The organism is Schleiferilactobacillus harbinensis DSM 16991 (assembly GCF_000425885.1).
Classification (GTDB): Bacteria; Bacillota; Bacilli; order Lactobacillales; family Lactobacillaceae; genus Schleiferilactobacillus; species Schleiferilactobacillus harbinensis.
This window is the reverse complement of sequence record NZ_AUEH01000001.1, coordinates 150,585-163,930: the sequence shown is the minus strand read 5'-3', so window position 1 is coordinate 163,930 and position 13,346 is coordinate 150,585. Positions and strand designations below refer to the sequence as shown.

Genomic DNA, 13,346 nt, shown 5'->3' with positions numbered 1-13,346 from the left:
ACGTTCCACAACACCTATCAATATATCACGTTGCCTGAATAAAATCTTGCTTTCTTTGTAATTTGCAAGGGAATTTGCAAGCATTTATTTTCAGTGCGCCGCCCGCAGGACAACGTTCTTCGCTCCCAACAGGTCTTTCAAAGCGGCCAATTGCTGGGGGGCGCCTGAAAAGTCAACGGGTGTCGTCAACAGACGTTTTTCACCGGATTTGGGCCGATAAACGACCACGGGGGTCTTTCCTTGACCCACCCGCAGGATCTCGGCAATCTCGCGATGGATGGCCGGGTTATCCAGCGCAGCCGGCACCTGGACATACAGGGTCAGCGGCACGGCCTCCGCCAGCAGTGGAGAGGCGGCCTGCAGCTGATTGGCAATCACCTGCAGTTCGCCGTTGCGTTCCTGCGTCTTGCCCTGAACAAGATAGACTGTATCATTGGTCAGCTGCTGACTGATCTGACGGTACAGGTTGGGGAAAATGGTGACATCTACTCCGCCGCTGGCATCTTCAGCAGTTAAAAAGGCCATTTCGTCGCCCTTCTTGGTCCGGATCGTTTTGACGTGGCGCACGTACAGCAGCAGCGTCACCGGGGCATTGGCCGACATATTGCTGACACTGATAATGGGATAGCGGCCCTTCAGCAAGACGTAACGGTCCGTGGGGTGGCCGGTGATGTAGGCACCCAAATACTGCGCGGCCAAATCGGCCCGTTCCCCGGCGTCATAGTCGGTGATCTGGGTCTCCTTAGGCGTCAGTAAACTGAATAACGACGTATTGTCTCCGGCAAACTCAGCGCTCTGCACCCGGCTGTGCAGATTGGCCACCAGCTGACGCCGGTTGTTTTCCAACCGGTCAAACGCCCCGCTCAAAGTCAGCGCCGTCAGCGCATCATCTTTTAAGAACTTGGCTGGCACCCGGCGCAAGAAATCATCCACGGAATGAAAGGCACCGTTAGCCTTGCGTTCATCTAAGATGGCTTGGGTAAAGTCGGTGCGAATACCTTTGATCAAGGTCAGCCCGAACCGGATCGTCCCCTGAGCCACCGAGAAATAGGCCCAGGAAGCATTCACATCGGGATAAGCCAAGCGAACGCCATGCTGCCGAGCCTCCTGGACATACGTCTTGATCTTTGTGTCGTTGCCGCGCACCGAATTCAGCAAAGCACAGAAAAACGGCGCCGGATAATGTACTTTCAGATAGGCCAGCCAAAAAGCGACCATACTGTACGCCACCGCATGGGACCGGTTGAAGCCGTAATTGGCAAAACTTTCAATATAGTCATAAACCTTCTGTGCATCTGCTTCGGAGTAACCCTGGTGCTGCGCGCCTTGGAGAAAGTCGGTGCGCAGGCTGTCCAAGACCCCCTTTTTCTTCTTGCTCATTGCCCGCCGGAGGGAATCGGCTTTGGCCAGCGAGAAGCCGCCCATCACGTTGGCCACTTGCATGACCTGTTCCTGATAAACCAGCACACCGTAAGTCGGAGCCAAAATATCCTTGAGTGCCGGAGCCGGGTATTCGATTGGTGCCTGACCGTGCTTACGGGCAATAAAAGTCGGAATGTTATCCATCGGCCCCGGCCGGTACAGGGCATTGGTCGCCACGATATCTTCAAAACTGGTGGGCGCTAACTGGCGCAGCACGTTCTTGATGCCGCTGGATTCAAACTGAAACACACCGTTGGTATCCCCAGCCCGGAAAAGGGCCAGCGTCTCCTCGTCATCAAGGGGGATCCGGCGCGGATCAAATTCCCGGCCTGTCTCCTTTTCCACTGAATGCACGGCCGCGGCCAGAATGGACAGATTGCGCAGGCCCAAGAAGTCCATCTTCAACAACCCCAGTGCTTCAGCGTTGCCCATAGGCTGCTGGATCAGTTTGACCCCGTTGCTGCCCTCCTGCACCGCGACAACATCCGTCAAGTTATGGTCGCTTAACACAATGCCGGCCGCGTGGGTGGACGTGTTGCGGGGCAGCCCCTCCAGATGCAGCGCTGTATCAAACAAAAGCCGGTTGAGCGGACTATCCTTGATTCGGTTTTGCAAAGGCAGCGAGTCTTTTGCAGCCTGCGCCAGGGATACATGGAGCACTGGCGGAATGGTTTTTGTCCACGCCCCCAGCTCCGGCATGCTGAGGCCGAATACCCGGCCGACATCGCGCAGTGATGCTTTAGCAGCTAAAGTGCCAAAGGTGATGATTTGTGCCATATGGTTGTCGCCGTATTTTTCATGAACATACTGAATCAGTTCTTCCCGCCGGTTGTCTGGAATATCCAAGTCGATATCCGGCATCTGCTGGCGTTCAGGATTCAAGAAACGTTCAAATAAGAGATGGTACTGAATCGGATCGACTTCCGTGATCGCCAACGCATAGCTGACCAGCGAGCCGGCCGCTGAGCCCCGGCCAGGGCCGGTCATGACGTTGGTTTGGTGCATGTAGTTCATGACATCCCAGACGATTAGAAAATAATCAGGGAAGCCCATCTGATCGATGACCCCCAGCTCATAGTGCAGCCGCTGGATATACGCCGTCGGTACACTTTGGCCGGCAAAGCGCTTTTGCAGGCCGGTCTCCGCCAGAGTCGTCAAAAAGGCCAGCGCCGTTTCGCCGTTGGGGGTCGGAAAATGCGGCAGTTCTGCCCGTTTGAAGGTCATCGTGACATTGGCTTGGGCCGCCAGCTTGGCGGTATTCTCGACAGCACTTTGCAGTCCGGCCTGAATGTAAGCTTCCTCCGCGTCCTTGTCCCGCGGCAAATAGAACTGGCCCCGGGTCGCCGCCAAGGTCTCCGGGTGATCCATCGTGGCGCCCCGGTCCACCGCTTGCAGTACCTGGGCAGAAAAGGCATCCGTGGGGGCCAAATACCGCACGTCGTCCACAGCCGCTAGGGGCAGCTGCTGCTGATCCGCCAAAGCCTGCAAAAACTGCTGCTCACTGGTCGATAAATGCCGGCTGATACCCAGATAAACCGCACTGTCCGCCGCGGCAGTCTGCAGCTGGGTGAGCACCGCCGCGGCTGTGGCCGCATTTTGCCGGTGCGCCCAAAAAGCAACCAAACTATTGAAAGGCGGCACGATCACGGCCAACCCCGCATGGTGTGCCTGGAACGCCGCCCAGCTGCATTGCCGGGCCGGTGCGGTCATGGCGGCCGACGACAGCAGCATTAGATTATGGTACCCCGTTTGATCCAATGCCAGGAGCAGCAGCCGGCCAGCCGGTACCGGCACGCCATCGTCAGTATTCACCGGCCCGGCCGCTGGAGGCAGCGGCGCCATATCCAGCAGCAGCCCCTGTAATGGTTTGATTCCTGCCGTCTGCGCCGCTCGATAGAAGTCAACACTGCCGTACAGCACGTTGTGATCCGTCAGGGCCAGCGCCGTATAACCACGCTCCCCCGCTGCCTGGATCAAATCTGTCAGCCTAGTGGGACTTTCTAACAGGCTGTATGCCGATATCACCTGTAATTGCGTAAACGCCATGGTATCGCCCCTCTCATTCAGTCAATTAAGCTGTCTCTAGTATAGCAAATTTTGCCAGTGCCGCTGGGCGCTGTCGACCGGCTGTGCTATACTAACGACAGTTTGACAAAGGAGGCACGGCTCGTGAAACACATTATTCCCATTATTTGGGGCATGCTGCTGGGCCTGGTCATTGGTTTCATCGGCGCAGCCCTGACCCAGACCAAGTTTCAGGTCGGCACGACACTGATCGTTACCGCGATCGGCGGAGCCCTGTTAAATATCATCGCCATGTACATGGAGCATCAAGTGAAAAACGTCAAGGCATAATTCACTGGATTACTAAACACCCATCGTCCGGACCAACTGGATGATGGGTGTTTTAGTATACCTTTTAGCCGTCATATAGTATACTTAATTCAGTGATAAAGTATATCTTTTGAAGGGAGCTGCATACGATGGCTGAACCACGTTATCGCCAAATTGAGCGCATTGTCCGGAATCGAATCACTGCCGGCACCTATCCTCCGGGCAGTCAGATTCCAACTGAAAAGGAACTGGCCGCAGAATTTGAGGTTAGTCTAATTACCACCAAAAGAGCCCTGACTGAACTGGCTGATCAAGGACTGATCAGCCGCAAACGCGGGTCGGGCAGCTTTGTTAAGCCCCCGACAAAGAAAGTTGTCGAGACGCCAGCCGCTCCCCTCCGGACTTACTATCTGGATCCCGCCCTGCCCTTCCTGTGGCAGACTCTGCACACTGCGCCATTGCCGCCCCACCGCTTTCTGGCACTGAGCGATACCCTGCCAGAGAAAAAGACGAATCCAGTGATCCTTGTCACCCCCGAATTGCCCTCCGAAAAGATATACTCTTTAACCAATAAAGATATACCTTTTGTGCTGGCAACGACCACCCAGCATTCTTTACCCGTGCCGCAGATCACCTTCGCTAACGCAGAGATTGCCGGCTTACTGCATGAAGTTACCCAGCTGCGGACTGGCGATTCTCCGCTGCCGGTCTATTATGATGACGCTGGCGATACGCCGTTGGCCGATCAGGCGAGTGCCCAGGCCCGCTATCTCGGCATGAGCCAGGCTTTTGGCACCGTGCATAGTCTGCCCATTACGAACGACAGCCCGGCAGGCGTCTACGTCTTCAATCAGCGTAACCGTCTGCTGGCGTTTTTGCGCAGACAAAAACACGCTGCCGCGCAGCGTGTTTACTATTTTTTGATTACGTATTTACCGACCACAGCTGCTGTTCAGCTGCAGCAAGACATGCTGCCCTGGGGGGTTCAGCTGATCAACTTCGATTGGACGGCCATGCTGCTGGCCACTAAGGCGTGGTCCGGCACCATGGCTCCCTGGCAGCAAACTATCCCCCCACGGTTCGTCACCGGCGGTTAACGGGTAATGTAAATATACAAGGTATCGGGTGAGAAGCCGACATCAAAACGGACCTTATTTGATACGATCGTTTTCATCGTCGTCTGGCCGTTTTGGGAATCCTTGCTTTGCTTTTGGAAGTCCTTCATGACCGACTTGGCATCAGCCCCAAGAGTCGATGCCAGCAGCGCAAATTGCTGGGCAAAGACTGCCGCCTTTTTCTTATCCTTCAAGGTCTTGACCGGAGTCATAAACGTAGCTCCAATCAGCTGACCGTCCTGGACGTTGGTCCGAACAGTATTGCCCTGGGCCTTCAAGACGTTGTGAATGCCCTCCTGACCGGCAGCGGGGAAAGCTCCGGGGGTTTGGTTAGCCTGGGCTTGCAGCTTCGCCTGAAGGGCCGCTTGGGCGGCCTTGGGCATCGCCGCTATTGCTGCCTGCTGTTTCTTCTGGGCAGCGGCCTGTTCCGCCTGACTGGTGCCCTTGGCCTTGGCTTGCGCCTGCTGGGCCATCTGGAACAGGATCATGTTATATTTCGCTGCAAACTTGGTGTAGGCGCCAAAACTCTGGCTGGCCGCTACAGTCACCGTCCGCTGGCTGCTGCCGGCCTTGAAAACGACCTTTTGCGGTTGGGCACTGGGGGCAACCGTGTAGACAAAATTGCCGTCATGGTTAGTCACCCGCTGGCTGTTGTTTTGGCCGACCTGGGCCGTAATCTGCGCCTTGCTGGGCGCCGTACCTTTAATGACAGCCACCATACCGTCGGCGGCGTAATTTTTTTTGCTGGTACTGATCTGCTGATTGCCGCAACCGGCTAATACAGTCAGGCCTAATGCCATGGCGAGGGTCGCCACAAGTCGTTGATGCATAAAATAAGTCTCCTTTATTTGCTGCTGTTAATGACGTGGAAGTTATCATCCGCCGTTGCGGTGATGACCGGATGAGCTTGTAAGTAATCGGCAATGAGCTCTGTCATGTCCTTCTGGTTCTCCCGCACGATCTGCTGGGGACCAAACATGGTGTAGTTGCCGCCGCCCACGGCCCGATACTGATTGACCGTGACGTCCAGCAGCTGATCGGCTTGGACTGGCTGACCATGGTACGTCAGCGCCGTAATCCGCTGGCCCATCGGTTGGGCCACGTCAATCGTGTAGTCGATGCCATGATACATATCATAGTTGTATCGTTGCGGTTTCGGGTGTAAAAAGCGCGGGTTGACCCCAATGGCCCCGTTGGGTGCAGGCTGGAAATAACGGGCACTCTTTTCCAGCGCCGCTCTCAGCGTTGCCCCCGTGATGCGCAGCACTGCCAAGGTATTGGGATAAATATAATTGGTCATCACGTCCCGCAGCGACACGGTGGCGCCAAAACCAGCGCCCTCATTGTTAAACAGCGCCGTACCGGAAATATCCGTGCCGGTCGCTGCCATTTGCACCGTTTGAATGAACTCGATATAAGGTGATTCAGTAATTCGGGCGGCATCCGGATCCGGGATCGTCATGTCCCCCTGCACCCGGCCCAGAGGCTGATCCAGCCAATCTTCCACGGTCTGTTGGACTGGGGCCATCAGCTGCGTGATAGCCGGCTGCGGCACAGCCGTGCCGGTCGGCAGCAGCTGGGCATCGCTGTCCGTCACCGTCCACCGGTCATTTTCGCGGGTCAGGGTCAAATCGATCCGCCCGACCATTTCGCCCCGGTATCCAGGCTGGGTGGTGGGCACGCCATGGACATGGCCCGCGAGCTGGCGGTGCTGATGTCCGGTGATCAGCGCATCCACCCCCGGAATCTGGGCCAACGCATAGCCCTTGTTTTCTCCGGTCAGTGTTTCGGTGGGCGCACCATCGGTCAGATCCCGTTCGAACCCGCCGTGGTAGGCGATCACCACGACGTCGGCTAGCTTCTGCAGCCGCGGAACCCATTCCTCGGCGGTGCTTACGACATCCGCAAACTGCAGCCCTTGGATGTGATCGGGGCTCTCCCAATGGGGAATATAGCTGGTGGTCAGGCCCAATATGGCAACCGTCACCCCGCCCTTTTTGATCAGCTGATAGGCCGGGCCAAACGCCGGCTGGCCGGCTTCGTCCAAAATATTGGCCTGGGCCAGCGGATAATTCAGGGTAGCCAGTGCCTGACGCAAATAGTCAGCACCATAATTGAATTCATGGTTGCCTAAGGTACCGACATCGTAACCCACCGCATTGTAGGCCTGGGTCAACAGACTCGGTTGGGACTGAGCGGTCCCTTTCACTGCATAATAAGCCAGCGGCGAGCCCTGCAGGAAATCGCCGTTTTCAACTACCAGTGTATGCGCCGGATCCTGCTGGCGCACGGTGTCGATCACCGTGGCCGCCCGGGTCAGGCCAAATGGCTGCGTACCATCCCGCTGTACGTAGTTCGTCGGCAGAACAAAACCATGGGTATCGCTGGTTGACAAAATGGTTAAAGTCGTCGTCTCGCTCATGCCTTCGGCTGCCCCGCGGCGGGTGCCGCCAGTGCGGCTAACGCATGGTGCACGATCGCCTTTTGGACGACGCTCATGATGGCCAGCTGGGCCATGGGTGCCGCCATTGCCTGGACGGCAGCGGCCGTTTGGCCAGGGATCACCACGTCCTGCTGAAAATTAGTGGCATAGCGATGGACCGTGTTCATCGTCGTCAACACGAAGAAGTCATAGGCCTGAGCTGTCTGTTCCGCCAGCACCAGAGCCAATCCCGTCCGGATATCGGCCAATGGATACACTTCGGTGAGAAAGGCAGTGACCAAGATTTTGGCAATCCCCGTTTGATCAAATTTCTTCTTGCCTGCTTCACTGACGATTTTTTGCTTGACCCAATAATTAATATCGCTCGTCGTCACCGGGGCAAAGGCAAACGGCGCCAACGCCTGATTGGCGATGTCCGCCGCCTGTTCGGCATACAAGGAAAATGCCGGCAAGTCCGTCCACCGGGGCAGCGCCAGCTGCTGTAAACCGGTCACGTAGGAAGTTACTGTGTTGTCTGCCAAAAGAAACGCCTACCTTTCACTAATTGACTTCTATTTTACCATGCCCAAAACAAAAAAGAGCCCGACCTAATCCCGCGGACAGCGGAATTAGACCCGGACTTTTTTCCAGATGCCGAAGCACCTTATGCATTCGCACTGTTATCTGAGCCAGAATTATCTGAACCAGCATCACTGGCGTCAGCGGCGGCCGGTTTAACCACTTGTTCACCCTTGTAAAAACCCTTAGGGGAAACATGGTGGCTTAAACGGTATTCACCGGTGGCGGCATCAAAATGCATGTTAGGCACCGTCAATTTGATGTGCCCACGACGCATACGCTTCTTCGTTTTCGAAGTTCTCCGTGCAGGAACTGCCATTTTCAAAACTCCTTTACCGTGGATTGATGATATCAACGTATCATAGTACCGATCCTCTGCGGATCGATCTGCTGTCAAGGAAATGTCATTGACAGCTCACTCAAAACATAATACTATTTTTTGCCCCAACAGACAAGGGCTTTCCCTAATTTGCTTGGTCTGCCCCGGTACTGATTGGTGTTTTTACCCGAAAAGTCAGCTGATCGTGGGGGCCGGCGTCCACCAGGACCGTGCTGTCTGGTGCAAAGTGCCCCGCAATGATCTCTTTGGCCAGCGGCGTCTCCACCGCCGTCGTGATCAGCCGGCGCAGCGGCCGCGCCCCGAAGGCCGGATCATAACCATTGGCCGTCAGCCAGTCTACGGCCGCATCTGTCGCTTCAAGATGCAGATCCTGATCAGCCAGCCGCTGATTCAGCTCACCCAAAAGTTTATGCACGATGGTATGGATCGCTGCCCGATTCAATGGCGCAAACATAATAATGTCGTCGATGCGATTTAGAAACTCAGGTTTGAAGTGCTGGTGGACGATCGCATCCACTGCTTGCCGGGTGGCCGGAGTAATTTGACCTTGATCATCTAAGCCCTGCAACAGTGCTTCGGAACCCAGGTTGCTGGTCATAATGATCAATGTGTTCTTGAAGTCCACGGTCCGGCCTTGACTATCCGTTAATCGGCCATCATCCAAAACTTGAAGCAGAATGTTGAAAACGTCCGGGTGGGCCTTCTCAATTTCGTCCAACAAGACAATGGTGTAAGGATTGCGCCGGACAGCTTCGGTCAGCTGACCGCCCTCTTCGTAGCCGACATACCCAGGCGCGGCGCCGACCAAACGAGATACGGAATATTTTTCCATGTATTCGCTCATGTCGATGCGCACCATGTGTTTCTCGGAATCAAACAGATCGTCAGCCAGCGCTTTGGCGAGTTCGGTCTTGCCGACGCCGGTCGGCCCTAGAAACAGGAATGACCCCAACGGCCGGTTAGGGTCCTGCAACCCCGCCCGGGACCGAAGAACGGCGTCGGCCACAGCATTGACCGCTTCGTCCTGACCGACGACCCGCTGGTGCAGCTGATCAGCCAGGTGCAGCAGTTTCTCGCGATCGCTTTGGACCAGCTTGGCCACAGGGATCCCGGTCTGGTTCGCGACGACCGCCGCAATTTCATTAGCCGTGACCGATTCCTGCACCAGCCAATGGCCGCTGTGTTCCTGTTTCTCCAGAGCTGCCAGTTCCTGCTGTAACCGGGGAAGGTCGCCGTGCTGCAAGCGGGCGGCAGTTTCCAGATCGTAGCGGGACTGAGCCTCCGCCAAGTCGTGCTGGGCTTTTTCAATGGCGCTCTTCTTGTCGTTGACTGCCTTGATGGCCTGCTTTTCAGCGTCCCATTGGGCGGAGAGCGTATGGTTGGTTTCCCGCAGATCGGAGAGCTGGCTGTTGACTACTGCCAAGCGTTTGGCCGAAGCCTTATCCGTTTCGCTCTTGAGCGCCTGCTGCTCAATTTCCAGCTGCATGATGGCCCGTTCATTTTCATCCAAAGCGGTCGGCCGGGAATTCATCTCAACGTTGATCGTTGCGGAGGCTTCATCCACCAAATCAATCGCTTTATCCGGCAGGAACCGATCCGTGATGTACCGGTCCGACAGCCGTGCCGCCGCTACCAGGGCGTCATCGTGAATACGCACGCCATGGAAGATCTCAAACCGTTCCTTCAACCCGCGCAAGATCGTGATGGTCTCAGCAACACTGGGTTCTTGGACCAGGACCCGCTGGAAACGGCGTTCGAGGGCTTTGTCTTTCTCGATCCGCTGACGGTACTCATCCAGCGTTGTCGCTCCGATCAAATGCAATTCGCCCCGGGCGAGCATCGGTTTCAGCAAGTTGCCGGCATCCATGCTGCCTTCCGTTTGGCCGGCACCGACAATGTTGTGGATCTCATCAATGAACAGGATGATCTGACCATCGCTCTTTTGGACTTCATTTAAAACACTCTTCAAGCGCTCCTCGAACTCGCCGCGGTACTTGGCCCCGGCAATCAGCGCGCCCATGTCCAAAGAGATGATCGTTTTGTCCCGCAGATTAGCCGGGACATCGCCGCGGACGATCCGTTGGGCCAGCCCCTCCACGATGGCGGTCTTGCCGACGCCGGGAGCCCCGATCAGCACCGGATTGTTTTTGGTCTTGCGGGACAGAATGCGGATCACATCCCGAATCTCGTCGTCTCGGCCGATCACCGGATCCGGATTACCGGTACGGGCGGCCTTGACCAGGTCGGTGCCATATTTTTCCAAAGCTTTGTAATTAGCCTCGGCGTTGGCGGACCGGACATGCTGTCCGCCCCGGAGGTCATCGATCAACTTTTTAACTTTGGCCGCTGTCGCCCCCTGCTGAATCAAGAATTGGGTCAGCGGATGGTATTGTAATTGATACAACGCCAAAAACACCAGCTCGCTGGACAAAAAATCGTCCTGATACTGCTGGCGTAGTTGATCGGCCTGGGTCAGCAAATTGTTTAAATTACTGCTCAGCACACTGCCGTAATCACTGACACCCCCCACGACCGGGATAGCGTCAAGTTCTTTATTCAATTCGGCCGTCCAGGCCGCGTTGGCCACGCCTGCTTTTTGCAGCAGCGTCGCCCCTAAGGTCTCCGGCAAGGTGAGCGCCAAAAATAAATGGGGTACGTCCACCTCTTGGTGGTGGCGCACCACAGCGGTTTGCCGGGCTTGGGTCAATGCGTCCCGGACCGCTTGCGTTAATTTTTCAGGATCCATGAATGCGGGTCATTCCTTTCACTGAGTGGTTGATCTATTCAGTATAGCGAGTCCCCGCGGCCGCCGTCATCCTTCTTGAGTCGGAGCCGGCTTCGGCATTTGGCCCTGTTGCTGCGTCAATGTGTTGCTCTGACGCTGCAAGGCTTTGATCTGCTCATCCTTTTCCGCCAAGGCAGCGTTCATCTCAGCGGTCAACCGCTCATTCTCTGCTTTGACAGCCGCTTTGACGGCCACCTCTTGCGCCTGATCGGCGGTCGCGACGCGTTTGTCAGCGTCTTTGACCTGTTTTTTCAACTCATTCTGCTGGCCAATGGATACCAGTGCGGTGATCACGATCCCCAAAAACGCCGCGCCGATGATAATCAGCACCAACGGCAGCTGCACTTTAGCAAAACCGAAGTTGATTGCCGCATTGTTGACGTTCAATACCGCAAAAATGACGATGAGCAGCGTCAAAGCGACTGTAATGATTAACCGAATCTGCTTTTTCATCTGATTCTCCCCCTACCCGTTTGCCGCTACTTGCGGTTGCCAAACAACAACACGATCTGGTCCCCAATCGTCGGTGCCAGCGGATACAAGACGCTGGCCACCGCCATGATGCCCGGGACATTGATCTCCCGGCGCGGGCGGCCGATCGTCCGGACGATTTTTTTCGCTAAATCTCCTGGATCAATGGTGAAAGCCGCGACATTGTCTAAGTATTGGCCGGTCTTGTCCGCAATGCTGAAGAAATTTGTGGCCACCGGTCCCGGATTGATCGTGGTGACTAGAATACCAAAAGGCTTCAGCTCCAGCCGCAGGACATTCGAGAACTGAATCACCGCCGCTTTCGCCGCTGAATAATAAGCCGATTTCGGGGTAAGCAGTTTACCGGCCATGGACCCGACATTGAAGATGTGGCCGTAGTGGGCATCGATCATCATGCCGGCAATCTTACGGGAAAAATACATCAACCCCAGCACATCCACAGCAAATAATTGCTTGACTGTGGCCCAGTCCGTTCCAGTGACTGATTCAAAGTCGCCAAACCCGGCGGCATTGAGCAGCACGTCGACCCGCTCAACTTTATCTTGAATCGCTGCCACGGCGTCATCAATGGCCTCACGGCTGCCCACGTCCACCGGCACGACATAGGCTGGTGCCCCAGAGAGCAGGGTCACATCCTGGCTCAACACCGTCAGTTTATCGACTGAGCGGGCCAGCAAAATCAACGTAGCCCCTTGGCGGGCGGCCTCGTAGGCCACCGCCTGGCCGATGCCGGAACTGGCCCCCGTAATAGCGACCACTTGACCGGTCAGTGTTTTAGTATCATTTTCCAACATGACTCATCACCGCTGCTTTCTTAAATGGAATTTCGATGGTTTCAAAATCATGAACCAGTTTCGTATGCGGAAAGACGGTACGGGCCTCCACCGCCAATTGATGGGCCGCACTGCCCAAGTAGCGGGCCGAAATGTGCGTCAGCAGCAGCAGTCCGACATGGGCCTCCTTGGCGGTTTCTGCCGCCGTCTTGCTCGTGGAGTGGTAATACCGCTTGGCCAGTTTGGCCTCATCGGCGCCAAAGGTGCTTTCGTGCACCAGCACATCCGCATCCATGGCTAATTTTACCGCATTAGGCGTCTTTCGTGTATCACCCAGAATCGTAACGATCCGGCCTGGTTGCGGAGCGGCGATATAGTCCGCGGCCTGAATCGTGCGGCCATCGGGCAAGGTGACGTCGCGGCCGGCCTTGATCTGGCCGTAGAGCGGCCCGGCGGGAACGTTGGCGGCCCGCAGGTCATCCACCAGTAATTCACCGGGGTGCGGTTTTTCCACGACCCGGTAACCGAAGCTTTGAATGCGGTGATCCAGTGTTGCCGCCGTCACGGAGAACGTCGCGTCGTCAAAAATTTGGCCGCCGTGATCCAATTCCACGAAATGCAGCGGATAACTCAGGTGGGTGTCAGAAACCCGCAGGGCAGTCTCTAAGAAGTCTTTCACCCCGGTGGGGCCATAGATCGTCAAGGGGGTGTTGCCGCCTTGAAACGAGCGGCTAGCCACTAAACCGGGCAAGCCGTAGAGGTGGTCGCCGTGCAAATGGGTAATAAAAATCTTGGTGATCTTGCGCGGCCGGATATTAGTGCGCAAAATCTGGTGCTGGGTGGCTTCGCCCACGTCAAACAGCCAGATCTCATTGCGTTCGGCCAGCAATTTCAATGCAATACTCGTGACGTTCCGCGATTTCGCAGGAACTCCTGCGCCGGTACCTAAAAAAACCAACTCCATATGTTTGTCCGTCTCCATCCTGAGTTCATGTTTGGTGTCTACATAACGGGAAAAAGGGAATGAGCCAAAAGTCCTGTCTCGGCTGTCGGGCCAAGTGCTCCGTAAGCTGCGGCAAAATGG

At 55.9% G+C, this 13,346-nt stretch carries 11 protein-coding genes; 2 read left to right on the top strand and 9 right to left on the bottom strand.

What is annotated here, in order from left to right; all coding sequences use genetic code 11:
* Nucleotides 1-90: 90 nt before the first annotated feature.
* A complete protein-coding gene (gene dnaE / locus H627_RS0100800; protein WP_027827376.1) occupies nt 91-3,468 on the bottom strand; it encodes a DNA polymerase III subunit alpha in 3,378 nt (1,125 codons plus the stop codon).
* Between the two features lie 123 nt (nt 3,469-3,591).
* On the opposite strand from dnaE, the gene H627_RS0100795 reads away from it, so the two are divergent.
* Both H627_RS0100795 and H627_RS0100790 read left to right on the top strand, forming a co-directional pair.
* A complete protein-coding gene (locus tag H627_RS0100795; RefSeq protein ID WP_027827375.1) occupies nt 3,592-3,777 on the top strand; it encodes a DUF2929 family protein in 186 nt (61 codons plus the stop codon).
* Between the two features lie 128 nt (nt 3,778-3,905).
* A complete protein-coding gene (locus tag H627_RS0100790; RefSeq protein ID WP_027827374.1) occupies nt 3,906-4,853 on the top strand; it encodes a GntR family transcriptional regulator in 948 nt (315 codons plus the stop codon).
* Here the strand turns inward: H627_RS0100790 and H627_RS0100785 are convergent.
* From H627_RS0100785 to rnz, 8 genes are all read right to left on the bottom strand, one after another.
* Nucleotides 4,850-5,701, bottom strand: a complete 852-nt coding sequence (locus H627_RS0100785) for a hypothetical protein (RefSeq protein ID WP_051225051.1) — start codon at nt 5,699-5,701, stop codon at nt 4,850-4,852. The two genes, H627_RS0100790 and H627_RS0100785, sit on opposite strands and share 4 nt — an antisense overlap.
* A 14-nt stretch (nt 5,702-5,715) precedes the next feature.
* Nucleotides 5,716-7,293 (bottom strand): bifunctional metallophosphatase/5'-nucleotidase, encoded by a 1,578-nt coding sequence (locus tag H627_RS0100780; protein ID WP_027827372.1) that lies wholly within the window; start codon nt 7,291-7,293, stop codon nt 5,716-5,718.
* The gene (locus H627_RS0100775; RefSeq protein WP_027827371.1) at nt 7,290-7,835 is read right to left on the bottom strand and encodes a DUF1836 domain-containing protein; all 546 of its coding nucleotides are present in this window, start codon (nt 7,833-7,835) and stop codon (nt 7,290-7,292) included. Before H627_RS0100775 ends, H627_RS0100780 begins: the two co-directional genes overlap by 4 nt.
* A gap of 122 nt (nt 7,836-7,957) precedes the next feature.
* On the bottom strand, nt 7,958-8,191 hold the full coding sequence (rpmF, locus tag H627_RS0100770) for a 50S ribosomal protein L32 (protein WP_027827370.1): 234 nt from the start codon (nt 8,189-8,191) through the stop codon (nt 7,958-7,960).
* A gap of 145 nt (nt 8,192-8,336) precedes the next feature.
* Nucleotides 8,337-10,958, bottom strand: a complete 2,622-nt coding sequence (clpB, locus tag H627_RS0100765; RefSeq protein WP_027827369.1) for an ATP-dependent chaperone ClpB — start codon at nt 10,956-10,958, stop codon at nt 8,337-8,339.
* 66 nt (nt 10,959-11,024) lie between these two features.
* Entirely contained in the window at nt 11,025-11,450 is a 426-nt protein-coding gene (locus H627_RS18950; protein ID WP_051225050.1) for a LapA family protein, read from the bottom strand.
* 26 nt (nt 11,451-11,476) lie between these two features.
* Nucleotides 11,477-12,283, bottom strand: a complete 807-nt coding sequence (locus tag H627_RS0100755; protein ID WP_035439595.1) for an SDR family NAD(P)-dependent oxidoreductase — start codon at nt 12,281-12,283, stop codon at nt 11,477-11,479.
* Complete coding sequence (gene rnz / locus H627_RS0100750) at nt 12,270-13,226, bottom strand: ribonuclease Z (protein ID WP_027827367.1); 957 nt, start codon at nt 13,224-13,226, stop codon at nt 12,270-12,272. Before rnz ends, H627_RS0100755 begins: the two co-directional genes overlap by 14 nt.
* Nucleotides 13,227-13,346: the final 120 nt, after the last annotated feature.